Origin of the sequence: Streptomyces ureilyticus (assembly GCF_011045025.1) — a bacterium.
Lineage (GTDB): Bacteria > Actinomycetota > Actinomycetes > Streptomycetales > Streptomycetaceae > Streptomyces > Streptomyces ureilyticus.
In genome coordinates, this window is sequence record NZ_JAAKZX010000209.1 from 1 (window position 1) to 16367 (window position 16367).

The 16367-nt window shown below is 69.9% G+C and carries 15 protein-coding genes; 5 read left to right on the forward strand and 10 right to left on the reverse strand.

The window, feature by feature from the left end; genetic code table 11:
- Nucleotides 1-391 precede the first annotated feature (391 nt).
- From G6048_RS39210 to G6048_RS39240, 7 genes are all read right to left on the reverse strand, one after another.
- Complete coding sequence (locus G6048_RS39210; protein ID WP_165344367.1) at nucleotides 392-1285, reverse strand: Vgb family protein; 894 nt, start codon at nucleotides 1283-1285, stop codon at nucleotides 392-394.
- A gap of 31 nt (nucleotides 1286-1316) precedes the next feature.
- A complete protein-coding gene (locus G6048_RS39215) occupies nucleotides 1317-2225 on the reverse strand; it encodes an alpha/beta fold hydrolase (protein ID WP_165344368.1) in 909 nt (302 codons plus the stop codon).
- A 139-nt stretch (nucleotides 2226-2364) separates the two neighbouring features.
- Nucleotides 2365-4578: an alpha-N-acetylglucosaminidase gene (locus G6048_RS39220; protein ID WP_165344369.1), complete on the reverse strand. Its 2214-nt coding sequence runs from the start codon at nucleotides 4576-4578 to the stop codon at nucleotides 2365-2367.
- Between the two features lie 241 nt (nucleotides 4579-4819).
- Entirely contained in the window at nucleotides 4820-5215 is a 396-nt protein-coding gene (locus tag G6048_RS39225) for an acyl-CoA thioesterase (protein WP_165344370.1), read from the reverse strand.
- A gap of 137 nt (nucleotides 5216-5352) precedes the next feature.
- The gene (locus G6048_RS39230; protein WP_165344371.1) at nucleotides 5353-6015 is read right to left on the reverse strand and encodes a hypothetical protein; all 663 of its coding nucleotides are present in this window, start codon (nucleotides 6013-6015) and stop codon (nucleotides 5353-5355) included.
- A gap of 110 nt (nucleotides 6016-6125) precedes the next feature.
- Nucleotides 6126-6674, reverse strand: a complete 549-nt coding sequence (locus tag G6048_RS39235) for an HAD domain-containing protein (protein WP_165344372.1) — start codon at nucleotides 6672-6674, stop codon at nucleotides 6126-6128.
- A 70-nt stretch (nucleotides 6675-6744) separates the two neighbouring features.
- Entirely contained in the window at nucleotides 6745-7953 is a 1209-nt protein-coding gene (locus G6048_RS39240) for a pyridoxal phosphate-dependent aminotransferase (protein ID WP_165344373.1), read from the reverse strand.
- Nucleotides 7954-8039: 86 nt separating this feature from the next.
- On the opposite strand from G6048_RS39240, the gene G6048_RS39245 reads away from it, so the two are divergent.
- The gene (locus G6048_RS39245; protein ID WP_165344374.1) at nucleotides 8040-8675 is read left to right on the forward strand and encodes a winged helix-turn-helix transcriptional regulator; all 636 of its coding nucleotides are present in this window, start codon (nucleotides 8040-8042) and stop codon (nucleotides 8673-8675) included.
- 54 nt (nucleotides 8676-8729) lie between these two features.
- Here the strand turns inward: G6048_RS39245 and G6048_RS39250 are convergent, their stop codons facing one another.
- Nucleotides 8730-10247, reverse strand: a complete 1518-nt coding sequence (locus G6048_RS39250) for an IucA/IucC family protein (RefSeq protein WP_165344375.1) — start codon at nucleotides 10245-10247, stop codon at nucleotides 8730-8732.
- 83 nt (nucleotides 10248-10330) lie between these two features.
- Here G6048_RS39250 and G6048_RS39255 point away from each other — a divergent pair, with 83 nt between their 5' ends.
- From G6048_RS39255 to G6048_RS39265, 3 genes are read left to right on the forward strand one after another with little or no spacing between them, the layout of a single operon-like run.
- Complete coding sequence (locus G6048_RS39255; protein WP_165344381.1) at nucleotides 10331-11839, forward strand: IucA/IucC family protein; 1509 nt, start codon at nucleotides 10331-10333, stop codon at nucleotides 11837-11839.
- Between the two features lie 59 nt (nucleotides 11840-11898).
- Nucleotides 11899-12813 carry a HipA family kinase gene (locus G6048_RS39260; protein ID WP_165344376.1) on the forward strand — a complete coding sequence of 305 codons (915 nt, stop codon included), beginning with the start codon at nucleotides 11899-11901 and terminating at the stop codon, nucleotides 12811-12813.
- Nucleotides 12810-13088 carry a SelT/SelW/SelH family protein gene (locus G6048_RS39265; RefSeq protein ID WP_165344377.1) on the forward strand — a complete coding sequence of 93 codons (279 nt, stop codon included), beginning with the start codon at nucleotides 12810-12812 and terminating at the stop codon, nucleotides 13086-13088. Before G6048_RS39260 ends, G6048_RS39265 begins: the two co-directional genes overlap by 4 nt.
- Nucleotides 13089-13106: 18 nt before the next feature.
- Here G6048_RS39265 and aceB read toward each other — a convergent pair whose 3' ends face one another.
- Together aceB and G6048_RS39275 are read right to left on the reverse strand one after the other, a co-directional pair.
- Complete coding sequence (aceB, locus tag G6048_RS39270; protein ID WP_165344378.1) at nucleotides 13107-14738, reverse strand: malate synthase A; 1632 nt, start codon at nucleotides 14736-14738, stop codon at nucleotides 13107-13109.
- A gap of 116 nt (nucleotides 14739-14854) precedes the next feature.
- Entirely contained in the window at nucleotides 14855-15454 is a 600-nt protein-coding gene (locus G6048_RS39275; RefSeq protein ID WP_165344379.1) for a nucleotidyltransferase family protein, read from the reverse strand.
- Nucleotides 15455-15640: 186 nt separating this feature from the next.
- Between G6048_RS39275 and G6048_RS39280 the strand changes: the two genes are divergently transcribed.
- The gene (locus G6048_RS39280) at nucleotides 15641-15955 is read left to right on the forward strand and encodes a DUF5955 family protein (protein WP_165344380.1); all 315 of its coding nucleotides are present in this window, start codon (nucleotides 15641-15643) and stop codon (nucleotides 15953-15955) included.
- Nucleotides 15956-16367 lie beyond the last annotated feature (412 nt).

The following is a 16367-nucleotide window of genomic DNA, read 5'->3' on the forward strand; positions in this document are numbered from 1 at the left end:
GGTTTGGGGCGCAGCCCCAAGGATGGGACGGGTAGGGGCGGCGGGGGCGAAACGGGGTGCCGGTAAGAACGCTGTCACCAGCCGCAAACGGTGGTGATCTTGTGGGGGAGTCACCCGTGTGGGTGAGTCCGGGCCGTACGGCTGCGCGGGGTGAAGCCCCGAGAGGACGAGCAGGGGCTCGTGTCCGGCCTCGCTGTCCGCCCCCAAAACGATCCGCTACCTCCTGGTCAGCCAGCAGACCGTGGCCGACGACCGGCTCCCGCAAGGCCGTGCGCTCCACCGTGGAGACAGCCTCAACCTGTGCCGGTACAGCACGTCGATCGGGCTGCGCCAGCGGCTGGTGTGATGCGACACCGACACATCGCTGACCTGGGCGGTTCTCCGTCCCGAGCTACGGTTCCAACCGCGCGACCCCTCCCGTCTCAAGGGCCACCCACAGAGCGCCGTCGGAACCTATGGTGATGCCGTGCGGCTCGGACGACGGTGACGGCAGGCTGTACTCGGCGATCTCGCCGCTATCGGTGATGTGGCCAATGCGGTTGGCTCCCCATTCGGTGAACCAGCAGTCCCCTGTGGACGCCGCGACGATGGCGTGGGGTTTGGCCGTGCGGTCGGGCAGCGGGAACTCCTTGATCCCGCCATCCACCGAGATCCTGCCGATCTGGCCCGCTGCGATCTCAGCGAACCACAAGGCGGCGCCGTCACTGGTGATTCCCACGGGGGCGGCGCCGGGGGTGGGGAGTGGGTGTATGACGATGTCCCCGTGAACAGTGATGCGGCCGATTGCGTTCGCCTGGTTGAGGGTGAACCACAGGGCCCCATCAGGGCCTGCGGTGATTGCCGCGGGATAGGCGCCCGTATGGGGAAGGACGAACTCGGTGATCTCTCCCTTGCAGGTGATGCGGCCGATACGGTCGGTGTTCATCTCCGTGAACCACACCGCACCGTCTGGACCGGCCGTGATACCGAAGGGTCCGCTGCCGGGCGTCGGTACGGGGAAGGATTCCGTTTCGCCGTCGGCGGTGACGCGGCCGATCCGGTGGTCCTGGGACCGGGTGAACCACAGTGCTCCGTCGGGCCCGGGAGTAATGACCGTGGGGCGGCACTCAGACGAGTCCAGGGGGTATTCGGTGAGTTCGCCGTCGAGGGTGAGACGCGCGATGCGGCCACTGTGCGCGAAGGTGAGCCACAGCGCACCGTCAGGTCCGGCCGCGATGCCGTAAGGCCCAGCACCCTTGTCGGCCACGGAGATCTCCCTGGTGGCCGGGGCATCAGAATGGTGCACAGCAACTCCGTGTAGGGGTGAGGGGTGAGGATCAATCGACGTTCTTGGCCGATGCCGCAGCTCGGTCTCGCACCAGGTCGAGAATGATCGCGGCGAGGTCAGCAGGCCGGGTCATGGGGACGTTGTGGTTCGAGCTGATGTCGATCAGCCGGTGGCCAGGGACGGCATCGACGACGGCACGCACCTCGTCGCGCCGTGAGGCGTAAAGGCCATCCTCGGCCAGCACGATCGTCATCGGACAGGTGAGGCGGGCGTACACATCGACGGCTGGGAAGACTTCTGCACCGGGCTCCACGGCAGTGACAGTCGCGACCTCCTCGATGGCCGGCCGCCGTACCCACCCGTGGCCGCAGCGCATGAAGGAGCGCTGCGTAACCTCCTCGACAAGTCCGGGCCGTGCTCCGGCGTTGAGCCAGTCCCCTCCGGCCTCCCGCACGCACTGCTCGACATAGCCATGCATCTGGTCGTCGTCGGCTTTCCAGCCGTAGCGGAACATCGTCCGTAAGCGGTCCGTCGCCTCGGTAGTCCGCACGTCAGCATGCTCGGCGAGCGACGCGTCACGGTCATCGAGCACCACGCCGTCCACGACGCAGAGGGCGGCCGGTTCCACAAGTCCACTGGCAGCGGCGGCCGTCACCGCGTACCCGCCGGTGGAATGGCCGACCAGCATGGGGCGGTCCCAGGCCAGCGCGGTGACGACGCTACCGATGTCTCGCCAGTACTGCTCGGGATGGGTGGAGTCGAGCCGGGTCTGCCCATGGCCACGCAGGTCGATGGCAATCGGATGGCACTCGCTCACCAGATGGGACGCCACATCCATCCAGGCCGCAGCGTTGTGGCCGCTGCCGTGGACAAGCAGCACGCCCTCACCGTGACCGCCGAAGTCCACACCGGATAGGACTCCATCCACGACGGGGAGTTCGATCTCTGTTCCGGTCACCACCGCACCCTGTCTGCGAGAAGACAGCCAGTGCAACTGCTTTTCTCACAGGGAGTCAGGGCGGGTCTCGCTGACGACGTGGGGGTGGATGTTCGCCGGTGAACCGGCGCCGATGGGGCGCGAGGCCCCGCTGGCCCGCTCAGGAAGTCGCGGCGAGTTGGTCGCGAACCCGTACGGCCGCCCGGTATGTGTCGCCGGTCGGCCGCGTCGCCAGCCGGCCAGGCTCCCTCGTCCAGCGGTCCTCGATCGTGAACCAGTCGATGGTCTTCGGCTCCCGGCCCTCCTCCAGTGCGGACCGCAGCTCGTCGAAGTACGTCGACCAGCGCTGCCGGTACAGCCCGCCGAGCAGGCCCGCCCACTCCCGGTTGGCATAGTCGCGGAGCCCCGCGTTCGCGCCCTCACGGGTGCCCCAGACGGTCAGCAGCGACAGGTTGTCGTACGCCAACTGGTCCCGCTCCTCCCCGTCGGCACCCCAGGCCCGCGCGTCGGCCACCCAACGCCCCACCAGATGACGGGAGTCGGTGGCCATCAAGGTCTCCAGTACGTCCATCAGGGCGAGCCAGTCACCGGCCAGCCGGTCCAGCTCGGCGGCGTCCCCGGCGTCGTACGCCTTCTTGATGCGGGGGAGGAGGACGCGGCTGCGGTTGGAGGCGGCTTGACGGGCCACGTCGAGGAGGTCGTAGCGGTACGCGGAGGAGTTCCGGAGGCCCGCGGGCACCTGCAGCAGTTCGTCCAGCGCGGGCTCGAACTCCTCGGCGCTGTAACGCAGTTGCTTGGGTGACCACTTGGCGGCGGACTTGACCGTGAGCGAGGGGCGGGCCCCGAAGAACCCGTCGGCGCCCTCGCTCCACGAGTCGGCGCGGGTCGTGCCGTACGCGGTGCGGCGCAGGATGTCCCAGGCGGCCTCGGCGTGCGGATCACGCGCTCCGTAGCGGGCGTGCGCCCAGTCCTTGAACCAGGCTTCGAGGTTCACGTCGGCGTCTTCCCAGGCGAGTTCGGAGAACAGGTCGAAGGCGGCGGGATTGTTGTCGGCCGCCTCCGGCATGAGGGCGACACCGCGCAGGGTGCTGCCTTCCTTGGTGCGCCACTTGTTGTAGAGCTCGACCCAGTCAGGGGTGTTGGCGCCCATCGCCGTGTGGCCGCCGAAGTTCCAGATGGAGCCGAAGGCGTACGGGGTGTCACCCCAGTCGGCCTCACGGTCGACGACGGTCGGGAAGCGGTCGGACAGTCCGTCGACGACGAGCATGTGCCGCTTGTCGACGGCGTCGACGATCGCCCTCGGCGGATTGCGCTGCCAGCCGAGAATCACCCAGATCGCCTCCGGATGCGCGGCCAGCAGCGCCTTCTCGACGCCCTTCGCCGCATCGCCGACCGGTACGTCTCCGGGGTCGCCGCCCTCGTGGAGCAGGTCCATCTTGTAGAGCGTCGAGGGGCCGAACATCTCGTCCTGGACGCGGTAGAAGGTGGCCGCGACCCGCGCGAAGTGGTCGGTCCGCGGGTCCAGCCAGTCGGGACGCGTGAGCCCCATCCACTCGCCCTGCGGGATGGGCCGCGCGCCCGGATTCCGCTCGGCGAAGCCCGGCGGGACCGTACCGAAGTAGCCCGGGAACACCGGCGTCATGCCCAACTCCCGTACCCGGTCGACGATCCGCCGCCCCAGTGCGGCCCGCGCGTCGAGCAGCTGCCGTGAGAGCGGATACGGGAACGCGCCCATGTTCTGCATCAGGAACCACGGCAGATGCGCCGGGCCCGCGATCCACGCCCGCAGCTCCGCGTCCGTGTGCCCGAACTCCTGGAACACCCGGTGATAGAGCGCGTCCGCGCCGATGTACACCAGCACCTCGTTGTAGCCGTGCAGCGCCAGTACGTCGAGTTCGCGCTCCCAGTACGACCAGTCGTTGTACGCGCCCGTGTAGCCGTCGTTCGTGTCGTTCAGGACGAAGCGGTGCGGGACATTGGCCTGCCGGGTGACGGTGCCTTCGAAGCCGGGCAGCCGCTCGGGGAGGTCGAGCTGTTCACCGGCCCAGCTGATGTTGGCGTGCGCGATGTTCTTCAAGTACCAGCGCAGTCCGGCGAGTTGGGTGCCGGGTGTGCTGCCGCCGATGGTGATCCGACCCGTGCTGCCCGAGACCCGGAAGGCGTCGGCCCCTGCCGGACTCGTCGTCTCGAACTTCAACTGCCGCCAGTGCCGCGGCAGCAGTCGCCGCGCCGCCCTGCTCGCTGCGCCGGTCTCACTCACTGAAGCCCCCTTGGCGTCCGTGGACGAGGAACCTTTCGCTGGTGCGTTCGAGCAGGCTACGACACCGGCCGATCCGGCGACCGCAATCAGAAACGCACGACGAGCAAGCGGCATTGGGGTCTCCGGTTCCACAGCTGAGGGGTGAGGTGCCGTGGTGAGAGATACCCGCTGTGTGAGGACTTGAGCATGGAAATACGGCCACATGGGGGAGAACGCCCCATGAATGGGCAGTCGGTTTCGCCACCGACTGCCCGCCATGTCGCCGCCGACTGCCCGTCACGTGGCCGCCGACTGCCCGTCACATGGCCGCCGACGTGCTGGACCAGAGGCCGCAGCGGCCGATGTGTGGGGGGGATCAGAGACCGAAGTACCGAGGTTCACTCGCCAGGGCGCGGAAGTACTCGCGTGGGTCCGCGACGAGCTTTCGCGCCTTGAGGTCCATCAGGCCGCCGGTGGCCGTGATTTCGGCGGCGACCGTGCCGTCGGACTTGCGTATCTCCTGCTCGACGCGGAAGACCTTGCTCTCGTCCATGAGGAAGTCGCACGTCACGTCGACCTCTTCGCCGGCAAGCAGCTCCCGCTTGAAACGGATGGTCGTCTCCAGCGCCACCGGCCCCACCCCCTTGGCTATCAGGCCGGACTGGCTGATCCCGGCGGCCTGCAGTAACGACCAGCGGGCGTGCTCCGCGTAGTTGATATAGACGCTCTGGTTGAGGTGGCCCTGGACATCGGTCTCGTACCCACGGACCATCACCCGGACGGAAAACGGACCTGACGGCTCTGATGGCCCTGATGAGCCTGGCGCTCCGGGCGTTCCTGACGCTTCTGGCACGGCGTCCCCTTCACTCTTTCCCGACGGTTGTGATCACTCAGCTTGGCATGCTCCTCTCACGCTCGTCGCGGGGAGGCCAGCAGATACCGCGCTCGCGTACGAGGCTCCGTGTACTCCCCCACCTGCCAACCCGCCTTCTCCAGCGTGGTCGCACAGCCCTGCCGCGACTCGGCGTCCGGCACATGCACCGCGACCGCCTCCGGCTGCGGTGTCGCCCGCACCCGGTAGCCGTCGACGTCCTCCCCGGCGGGCCGGTGCCCCGCCGCCTCCAGCGCCAGCGCGGCGGCCTGCACCAGATGCGTACGCTCCCATCCGCACGGCCGGTCCACGGAGCCGTCCGGATTGGTCATCCGCCGCAACTCCAGAAGCCCCTGCCAGGCGCTGTGCACCTCCCGTATGCGCCCGGGCCCCGCGTCGACGACGCCCTCCTCACCGCCGACCCGGGCGGCGAACACCCCCGTGCCGGCGGAGGCACGGGCGCCGCCCGCCTGAGCGGCTACCTCTCCGTCCGGACCACCAGAAGCCTCCGCGGCCCCCTCTTCACGTATCCGATGCCCGGCCGGTGTCAGAAAGTGACCGTGCGGCGGCCGGGGATGCCGAAAGGCGAGCCCGCGCTTCACCAGCGCCGCGAGCTGGCTCTCCGTACCCCTGAGCCGTCCCGTCACGGGATCGGCGGCCTCGATGACACGCCGCTGCGCGGCGGTAGGCGGTCGTGTCATGGCGTGCACCTCCCCGAATCCGGCTTCGCCTGATCAATGAGCCCGACCTGATCAGCGAACCCAGGCTGATCAGTGCGCCCAATTCGAAGACTACGACCCGGGTCTGACACTCACCTTTTCGTTCGTCGGAGCTCGCGAGCCCACCGCTCCAGCTCCTCGAAGTCCCGCTCCCGCATCCCCTTGCGCGGATCGATCGGCAACAGGAGCGCCGCTGCGTCGTGGTGCGCGGCGACATGCCGTACATCGAGGTCGGTGATCATGTCGTCGACCCACACGAAGGGCCGGCCGGCAGCCCACGCCACGACGTGCCGGGTCTTCCAGTACAGCCCCTCGGGATCCCTGACGAACATCTCGGGCCACTCGATCACCGGCAGATCGCCTGGCAGCCCAATCACCGGCGCGATCATCTCGTTGGCCTCATGCATCCACGTCGTGGCCCACGCCAGCTCGTACGGCAACGCCTTAAGCCGCGCCCCATGCCCCGGATTGAGCCGCACGCGCAGCCCGCGCCGCAGCCGCCGCGAACCCGGCACTTGCCGCGCGGACCAGTTCGCCGGTCGTAGCCGCCGCGTCACGTATCCGCGCGGCCGGACGAACCGCGCGCCGTGGGGATTGAGCGGTCCGTCGACGTCGAGGAGCAGCAGCGGTCGGTCAGTCATGCGAAGAGAGTTACCCAGGCCAACCGGGCATGTACTCACAGGAGTTACTGCCAAGAACCCCTACCGCCGACTACTGCCGATACCCGCTCAGGAACCGCCCGATCCGCCCGATCGCCGCATCAAGGTCGTCGACGTACGGGAGCGTGAGGATGCGGAAGTGGTCAGGGCGGGGCCAGTTGAAGCCGGTGCCCTGGACCACCTGGATTTTTTCGCGGAGGAGCAGGTCCAGGACGAACTTCTCGTCGTCGTGGATCTTGTGGACCTGGGGGTCGATGCGGGGGAACGCGTACAGGGCGCCCTTCGGTTTGACGCAGGAGACGCCCGGGATCTCGTTGAGCTTCTCCCAGGCGCGGTCGCGCTGTTCGCGCAACCTGCCCCCGGGGGCGGTGAGTTCGCGGATGGACTGGCGGCCGCCGAGTGCGGCCTGGATGGCGTACTGGGCGGGGGCGTTGGCGCACAGCCGCATGGAGGCCAGCATCGTCATGCCCTCGAGGTAGTCGCGGGCGTGCTGGCGCGGGCCCGTGACGACCATCCAGCCGGAGCGGAAACCCGCCACGCGGTATGTCTTGGACAGTCCGCAGAAGGTGAGGACCACCAGGTCGGGGGCGAGGGAGGCGACCGAGTGGTGCACGGCGTCGTCGTACAGGATCTGGTCGTAGATCTCGTCGGCGAAGACCATCAGGCCGTGCCGGCGCGCGAGGTCGAGGATGCCCTCGATGATCTCCTTCGGATAGACCGCGCCCGTCGGGTTGTTGGGGTTGATGATGACGACGGCCTTGGTGCGGTCCGTGATCTTCGCCGCCATGTCGTCCAGGTCCGGGTACCAGTCCGCCTGTTCGTCGCAGAGGTAGTGCACCGCCTTGCCGCCCGCGAGCGTCGTCACCGCCGTCCAGAGCGGGAAGTCCGGGGCGGGGATGAGGATTTGGTCGCCGTCCTCGATCAGCGCCTGGACCGCCATCGAGACGAGCTCCGAGACGCCGTTGCCGAGGAAGACGTCGTCCACGTCGACCTCGAGGCCCAGGTCCTGGTAGTGCTGGGCGACGGCGCGGCGGGCCGAGAGGATGCCACGGGAGTCGGTGTAGCCGTGTGCCTGGGGGAGCATGCGGATCATGTCCTGGAGGATCTCCTCCGGCGCCTCGAAGCCGAAGAGCGCCGGGTTGCCGGTGTTCAGCCGGAGCACGCTGTGGCCCGCCTCCTCCAGGGCGTTCGCGTGCTCGATGACCGGACCCCGGATCTCGTAACAGACCTCGCTGAGCTTGCTCGACTGCCGGAACTCCATGCGGTGCGCACCTCCAGGTTGGCGTGTTGCTTGGTTTTACCAAGTAGCAGCTTGGAAAGTCCAACAACTTGTTTAGACTGCGTCGCATGTCACCACGCCGAAGCTACGACCAGTACTGTTCCGCAGCCCGCGCCCTCGACGCCGTCGGTGACCGCTGGACCCTCCTGATCGTGCGCGAGCTCCTCGCCGGTCCACGTCGCTACACCGACCTGCACGCGGATCTGCCCGGCGTGAGCACGGACGTCCTCGCCTCCCGGCTCAAGGACATGGAACGGGACGGACTGTCGAGCCGGCGCCGGCTGCCCCCGCCGGGAGCGGCCTTCGTGTACGAACTCACCGACCGCGGACGCCAGTTGCTCCCCGTTCTGCAGGTGCTGGGGGAGTGGGGCGCACCCATGCTGGAGGAGCGGCGGCCCACCGACGCGGTGCGCGCGCACTGGTTCGCGCTGCCGTTGCTGCGCTGCCTGGCGGGACTTGGCGACGGGGTCGTACAAGTGCGGCTGGAGGAAGGGGAGTTCTACGTACGCATCGGCGCCGAGGACGGCGGACCGGTGTACGCGGAGGGGGCCGCGCCCGAAGAGCCGGACGCCCGGCTCGCGGTCGACTCGGGGACGTGTACGGCACTCGCCGGGGGTGGCCTGACGCTTCAGGAGGCGATACGGGCCGGGCGTGTCGAAGTGGTGGGGGACGGGCCGCTGGCCAAGGAGCTGCGGGACGTCTGACGACCTCGGACGTCATCTGCCGACACGACACCAGGGTCACAAGGCCGCCGCACTTCACGCCAACAGCGGATTCGGCACCCGCGCCCAGATGTCCCCCCGCCGCTCCGGAGACAGCCGCATCAGCGTCAGCGCCTTCGTGGGCAGCGGTCCGTCCAGCACGGCCGTCAGGTCGGGGGTGCGCGGCAGGTCTCGTACGGCCGTGGAGAGCGCCTCGCCGAGCGCCGCGCTCGAACCCGCCGTCGCCCCCAGCGTTCCCGTGAGGAGCGAGCCGAACACTTTGCGGCGCAGGGCGGTCTCGTCGTCCGTGATCAGCCGGCCGGACAGGTCCGGGGCCGGGATGCCGTGGCGGGCGAGGCGGGCCGGGCTGATGCGGATGTCGGCGAGGTCGCGGTAGATCAGGCGAGTTGGGGCGCCCGAGGGGGAGAGCACCACGAGGAGGTTCTGGCCGTGGGCCTCCAGCGCCACGCCCAGCTCCAGCAGCCGCAGACCCACCGTCAGCGCGAGCTCGGTGAACTCCGCCAGCCAGGAGGGAGATTGGGGCAGCCCTGTCAGGGCGAGTGCGGCGACCGGCACCACCCGCTCGCCCTCGGCCGCGTACGTCTCCGGCGCCTCGCGCACCACCGCCGCGAACTCCGGGGTGTGGGCGGTGGCCGCCCCGAGCGTGCGGGTGATGTGGAGCAGCCCGTCAAGACGGGCGGCGAGGGCGTCCGCGAAGGCGGACACCGTCGCGGACGTCGCGATCGAGTACACCGAGATGTCCCGCACCGCCGACGTCAGCCGGGCGCTCAGCGCGGTCTTGATGTGCGGTCCGCCGGGCGCGGCATCGGCGAGGGTGCGCAGCGACATGAGGGGGTGCGCCGTGACACCCGCCGCGTCCGCCAGCTTCTCGTCCTTCAGTACATGCCGGGCCTGCCACGGGTGCACCGGGATCAGCACCCGCCCGGCCTCCCGATCCCGGTACGGCCACTCGCCCGTCACCAGACAGGCCTCTTCCGGCGCGGCGACCAGGCCCAGCTCGACCACCGGCCGGTGCTCGGGCGCGTACGCCAGCTGCTCGGTCACCGAAAAGCCCGGCCGTGAACGGCAGTTGGGGTGGAAGGGATGCCCGTCGACGATCCGCTGCTCCCACTCCCAGGGCGCGGAAGGGGCGTCGTCCAGGGGCGGCTGGCCGGCGCGAGACAGGGCCAACGAGGCGACGCTGTGGTCGAGTTCGGCGGCGAAGGCATCACCGTGCGGGAAGGAGAGCGCCGTCATGAGCGCGGCCGGGTGGTCGTACGCGGCACCGTCCAGCTCAACCTCCGTGACGCGGGCGGCAGTTCCGTACGCATCCGAGTGCGGTCCGCGCAGCCGGCGGCCGTCGGCCAGCTGGAGCGTCAGCCCCTCGCGCCCCTGCTCCCGCCGCGTGATCCACGGCAGCGGCTCATGGGCGAGACCACGCCACAGCCGCGTCAGCACGGCCGCCCGGGCACCCGGGAGCTCGGCGGCGTACGGCGACAGCAGGGCGGGTCGTTCGGTACGCAGCTCGGCGGCGAGCGCGTCCTCGGCCTCGGCCGAGGGGGAGGGGTGGTGCACGGGGTGGCTCCTCGGGTGTGGGGACGGCGTCGGGACCGGGTACTACGCCAGACATACTGATCGTCACTACCCGTATGGAACGAATGGACCGCGTGGAGCCCATGCCCCCCAGGGACGACGTCGCAGAGGCCGCCGACGCGTACGCGGCAGCGCCGCTGCTCAATTGTCTGCTGCGGGAGGTGGCCGAGTGCGCACCGGGGTCCGGTGAGCGGCCCGTGTACCGGCTGCCGGCCGGCGGACGGCTGCTGCGGGTACGCGGCGGACGCCGGCCCGCCGAGCCGGAGGTGTACGCCGCCGGGGCCTGGCACCGCCTCACCCACACCGAGCTGGTCAAACTCACCGCCGATGAGCTGCGCCGGCACACCGGCCTCGCCAGCTCCGAGCTGCCCACCGAGATGATCGACAGCCGGGACGCGGTGGCGGCGCTCCTCGTCGCACGCGAAGGGGCCGCCCCGCCTGAGGACCCGTATCAGCGCTCCGAGCAGTCCCTGATCACCGGGCACCCCTACCATCCCGCGCCCAAGGCCCGCGGCGGCGGCCCGGTCGCCGGCTGGCTTCCGTACGCCCCCGAGGCGTACGCCCGCTTCCCGCTCGTCCTGCTCGCGGTGCGCGAGGATTCGGTCGTCGAGGAGGGCGACCTACGGGCGCTCGACGCGCTGGGCCAGGCCCCTCCCGGCTACCGGCTGCTGCCCGCCCATCCCTGGCAGCTCGACCTCGTCGGCAACCGGCCGGAGATCCGCGACGCCTTCGCAGACGGCCGCCTCGTACGACTCGGCCGCTCCTCGTCTCCGGTCTGGCCGACGGCGGCCATCCGGACGGTGTACGACCCCGCCGTCGACCTCTTCCTGAAGTTCAGCCTCGATGTCCGCATCACCAACGACATCCGCCGTCTCTGGCGCCACGACCTCCTCAAGCTCCACCGCACGGACACGGCGGTCACCTCGGCGTTCGCGGCCCTGAACGGCCCCGCGGCCTGGCTGAGCGACCGCGGCTACCGCACCGCGGACTTCGCCTTCGAGGAACTCGCCGTCCTCGTACGCGACGGCCTGCACGAGCATGTGACGCCGGGCGCGACTCCGCTCCTCGCCGCCGCCCTCACGGAAGGTTTCGCCGGCAGCCCGCTGGACCACCTTGCCGACCCGGCGGTCTGGTGGGCGGCGTATGTGCGTCAACTCGTCCCGCCCGCACTGGAGTTGTTCGCCCGCCATGATGTCGTACTGGAAGCGCATCTGCAGAACACGGTGGTGGCCGTGGACGACGCCGGTCTGCCGGTGCAGGCCCTGTTCCGGGACGCGGAGGGCGTGAAGCTGCTGCCCGACGTCACGCGCGCCGCCGGGTGGGAGCGGCTGGTGTACTGCCTCGTCGTCAACAACCTCCTTGAGATCGCGGGGGTGTTGGAGGAGCGGTATCCGGGGGTGGAGCTCTGGCCCGCCGTACGGCGGGAGCTGAGGCGTTACGAGGCGGAGGTGCCCGAGGCGGGGGAGCTGCTCCGGGCTCCCACGCTGCCCGGCAAGACGAACCTGCTGTTGCGGTGGACGGGGGCGGACGGGGCGGACGCGCGGTATCTGCCGCTGGCCAATCCCTTGCGATAGAGCCGGTGGCGCGGAATATGCCAGTGAGCATGGTGACCCGCTGATTTACAGTGGCCGGTGTGCTGCGCGACGTGACCGCTGTTCGATACGTGACCCCGCTGAGGTCCGGCGGCTCCGTGCCCGGAGTCGTGGAGGCCGACGACCTGGGGACGTACGTCGTCAAGTTCACCGGGTCCGCGCAGGGCAGGAAGGCGCTGGTCGCCGAGGTGATCGTGGGTGAGCTGGCCCGGGCGCTGGGGCTCAGGTTCCCCGAGCTGGTCCTGGTGCACTTCGACCCGTCGATCGCCGACGAGGAACCGCATCAGGAAGTGCGGGACCTGCACAGCGCCAGCGCCGGGATCAACCTCGGCATGGACTTCCTGCCGGGCGCGAAGGACTTCACGCCCGAGGTCGCCGAGACATTCAGCGTGGACCCGCTGGAGGCGGGCCGGATCGTCTGGCTCGACGCGCTGACCGTCAACGTCGACCGCACGGTCCACAGCTCCAACCTGATGGTCTGGCCCACGCTCGGCATCGCACCCCCGCGCCTCTGGCTCATCGACCACGGCGCCGCCCTCGTCTTCCACCACCGCTGGGACGCGACGGAACCGGAGAAGGCGTACGACTTCCGGCACCACGCGCTCGGCCACTACGCCCCGGACGTACGGGCCGCCGACGCCGAGCTGGCGCCCCGCGTGACCGAACAACTGCTCCGCGAGATCACCGCCGAAGTGCCGGACGCCTGGCTCACGGACGAGCCGGGCTTTGCCACACCCGACGAGCTGCGCGAGGCCTACGCCGGCTACCTCCATGCGCGCGTACGGGCATCGGCGGCGTGGCTGCCCACGGATTTCCCCACCCGGGAGGAACTCGCCGCCGAGCAGGCCCTGCGCGCGGCGAAAAGTCAGCAAGGCCGTCCGAAGTGGCTCCAGCGGGTCCCTGACCTGCACGGCAAACCGGCGGCGGAACAGGATGGGGCGGTACACCTCGGATGACCCACCGCGTTCAGATCGAGTACTGCACCCAGTGCCGCTGGCTGCCCCGCGCCGCATGGCTGGCGCAGGAGCTGCTGACCACCTTCGAGACCGAGCTGACGGAACTCGCCCTCAAGCCCGGTACCGGCGGCGTGTTCGTCGTACGCGTCGACGACGAGGTGGTCTGGGACCGGCGCGAGCAGGGCTTCCCGGAGCCGACGGCCGTCAAGCGCCTCGTACGCGACCGAGTGGCCCCGGGCAGGACCCTGGGCCACTCGGAGAAACCGGCGGACTGACTCGACCTTCGAGCTGACTCAGCCGGCGAGCTGCTCGTACGCGGGCAGCGTCAGGAAGTCCACGTACTCCTCGTCCAGCGACACCTTCAGCAGCAGGTCGTGGGCCTGCTGCCAGTTGCCGGCCGCGAAGGCCTCGTCGCCCAACTCTGTGCGGAGGGCGGCCAGTTCTTCGGCGGCAACCTTGCGGGCCAGCTCGGGCGTGGCCTTCACCGTGTCCCCGGCGTGCTCGAACTCGACGCCCGCGTTGATCCACTGCCAGATCTGGGAGCGGGAGATCTCGGCGGTGGCCGCGTCCTCCATGAGGTTGAAGATGGCGACCGCGCCCATGCCGCGCAGCCAGGCCTCGATGTAGCGGATGCCGACCTGGACAGCGTTGACCAGGCCCGCGTACGTCGGCTTGGCTTCGAGGGAGTCGATGGCGATCAGGTCGGCGGCCTTGACGTCGACGTCCTCGCGCAGCCGGTCCTTCTGGTTCGGCTTCTCGCCGAGCACCGCGTCGAAGGAGTCCATCGCGATCGGCACCAGGTCCGGGTGCGCCACCCAGGAGCCGTCGAAGCCGTCCCCCGCCTCACGGTCCTTGTCGGCCTTGACCTTCTCGAAGGCGACTTTGTTGACCTCCTCGTCGCGCCGCGAGGGGATGAACGCCGCCATGCCGCCGATCGCGTGCGCCCCGCGCTTGTGGCAGGTGCGCACGAGGAGTTCGGTGTACGCGCGCATGAACGGAGCCGTCATCGTCACCGCGTTGCGGTCCGGCAGGACGAACTTCGCCCCGCCGTCACGGAAGTTCTTCACGATGGAGAACAGGTAGTCCCAGCGGCCCGCGTTCAACCCCGAGGCGTGGTCGCGGAGTTCGTAGAGGATCTCCTCCATCTCGTACGCCGCCGTGATCGTCTCGATGAGGACGGTGGCGCGGACGGTGCCCTGCGGGATACCGACGTAGTCCTGCGCGAAGACGAACACCTCGTTCCAGAGGCGGGCCTCCAGGTACGACTCCGTCTTGGGGAGGTAGAAGTACGGGCCCTTGCCGAGGTCGAGCAGGCGCTGCGCGTTGTGGAAGAAGTACAGGCCGAAGTCGACGAGCGCGCCCGGCACCGGGGTGCCCGAACCGTCCACCAGATGGCGCTCGTTCAGGTGCCAGCCGCGCGGGCGCATCACGACCGTCGCCAGCTCCTCGGCCGGCTTCAGGGCGTACGACTTGCCCTCGGGGGAGGTGAAGTCGATACGGCGCTCGTACGCGTCGGTGAGGTTGAGCTGGCCGAGGACCACGTTCTCCCAGGTGGGCGCGGAGGCGTCCTCGAAGTCCGCGAGCCAGACCTTGGCGCCCGAGTTGAGGGCGTTGATGGTCATCTTGCGGTCGGTGGGCCCGGTGATCTCGACGCGGCGGTCGTTCAGGGCCTCGGGCGCCGGGCCCACCTTCCAGGAGTCGTCGGCCCGGATCGCGGCGGTCTCGGGGAGGAAGTCGAGCGTGGAGGTACGGGCGATCTCGGCGCGCCGCTCGGCACGACGGACGAGGAGCTCGTCACGCCGGGGCGTGAACCGCCGGTGCAGCTCGGCCACGAAGGCGAGTGCGGCGTCCGTGAGGACCTCACCCTGCCGGGGCAGAGGCTCGGCGTCGACGATGGCCAGCGGGGAGGGCGCTGGTGCGGACATGAGCTGTCACTTCCTTCAGCGAGCTGACTTCAGTACACGGCGGCACTGGATGCCAGTGGATACTAATTTCCTCATAGTGGAAGTTCAATGCTGGGCGGCTGTGGGTGGGACGTCACTCACTCCAAGTGGATCAGGTCGTCCTCCGTGTCGATGTCGTACGCCTGCGCCACGTCACCGCACTCGACGAGCGTGATCGCGTCGTCGTGCGCCTTCAGGTAGGCGCGTGCCCCGCGATCCCCGACCGCAGTCGCGCTGATGCCGGGCCAGTGCTCGGCGCCGAACAGCACGGGATGCCCGCGTACACCGTCGTACGAGGCTGCCGCGAGCGAGGCTTCGGAGGCGTACGCGGCGAGCACGCGGGCCACCGCCTCCGGCCCGATGCCGGGCTGGTCGACCAGCGACACGAGGGCTGCACGCGCCCCCGTTTCGGCCAGCGAGTCGAGGCCGGCACGCAGGGAGGAGCCCATGCCCTCCTCCCACTGGGCGTTGTCGATGAGCACGCAACCGGGCAGTGCGGCCGTGGAACGGACCAGGTCCGCCTGCGCCCCGAGGACCACATGCACCTGGTCGCAGCCGCCCTCGCGAAGCACCCCAGCCGCGTACTCGACGAGGGGGCGCCCCCGGTGTTCGAGCAGCGCCTTGGGGCGCCCGCCGAGCCGTCGGCCGCCGCCTGCCGCGAGGAGCAGGCCCGCTACCTGGTCGCGTTTCGCTGTCATGCGTCCTGCATACCTGACACCGCGGCGAGTTCATGGTGTCCATGGACTGAATTTCGGTCCTCGGAGTGGCGCCCACCGCTCCGGGTGGCGTTTACTGGCCCGCGGTCCCCGGTGCCTGACCAACGCCACGGGGTGTTCGACGGAAGCAGTGCGTCCGGCGCACGAAGGAGTGCGAGGGGGAGAGCTGTGTTGCGGAGCTTGGGGCAGAGGTCAGTGACCGGCAGCGACGAGGATCCGAGGGTGGCGGAGCTCAGGACCGCGGTGTCCCGCTTGCGCCGCGAACTTGCTGCGCATCCCGCCGAGTTCCCGGACCGCGGGATCGCGGAGGACGAGCTGGCTGCGCTTGCCGCGATGACGGTGAGTGGCATCCCCGAGGTTCCGCGGCTGCGCCGCTCGCTGCTGTTGATCGCCGGGTCCATCGGCTCGGTCAGCGCGCTGGCTCCCGGCTTGCGGGAGGTGCGCAGCGCCGTGGAGATGTTCGGGGAGCCTCCCCGGGGCTGAGCGTTTCGCGCTGAGCGCTGCGCTGGGCTGGAACGGTTTTGCTCCAAGGCGCGGCTGCGTTGTGGCTGGTCGCGCCCACGCGGCGGAGCCGCACATTGATACAGGCCCGCGCCCCTGAACGGGGCACCGACCGCCGCGCTTGAAGCTGCGGGTCCGTTGTGGCTGGTCGCGCCCACGCGGCGGAGCCGCAGATCGATGCAGCCCCGCGCCCCAGAAAGGGGCGCCAACCGCCGCGGTCGAAGCTGCGGGTCCGTTGTGGCTGGTGGCGCCCACGCGGCGGAGCCGCAGATCGATGCAGGCCCGCGTCCCTGAAGGGGCGCAGCCCCCAGCGGGGTCCGGGGCCGGCCCCGGGATGGGACGGGTAGGGGCGGCGGGGGCGAATCAACCCCCCTCAGCCACCCACCTCCCGAAG

Coding starts and splice junctions, on each gene's coding strand:
- G6048_RS39230 (WP_165344371.1), bottom strand. CDS start 6,015: ATGACACGACCGCCTACCGCCGCGCAGCGGCGTGTCATCGAGGCCGCC.
- aceB (WP_165344378.1), bottom strand. CDS start 14,738: ATGTCCGCACCAGCGCCCTCCCCGCTGGCCATCGTCGACGCCGAGCCT.
- G6048_RS39240 (WP_165344373.1), bottom strand. CDS start 7,953: ATGGAGTTCCGGCAGTCGAGCAAGCTCAGCGAGGTCTGTTACGAGATC.
- G6048_RS39255 (WP_165344381.1), top strand. CDS start 10,331: ATGGACCGCGTGGAGCCCATGCCCCCCAGGGACGACGTCGCAGAGGCC.
- G6048_RS39275 (WP_165344379.1), bottom strand. CDS start 15,454: ATGACAGCGAAACGCGACCAGGTAGCGGGCCTGCTCCTCGCGGCAGGC.
- G6048_RS39220 (WP_165344369.1), bottom strand. CDS start 4,578: ATGCCGCTTGCTCGTCGTGCGTTTCTGATTGCGGTCGCCGGATCGGCC.
- G6048_RS39235 (WP_165344372.1), bottom strand. CDS start 6,674: ATGACTGACCGACCGCTGCTGCTCCTCGACGTCGACGGACCGCTCAAT.
- G6048_RS39225 (WP_165344370.1), bottom strand. CDS start 5,215: ATGGTCCGTGGGTACGAGACCGATGTCCAGGGCCACCTCAACCAGAGC.
- G6048_RS39265 (WP_165344377.1), top strand. CDS start 12,810: ATGACCCACCGCGTTCAGATCGAGTACTGCACCCAGTGCCGCTGGCTG.
- G6048_RS39245 (WP_165344374.1), top strand. CDS start 8,040: ATGTCACCACGCCGAAGCTACGACCAGTACTGTTCCGCAGCCCGCGCC.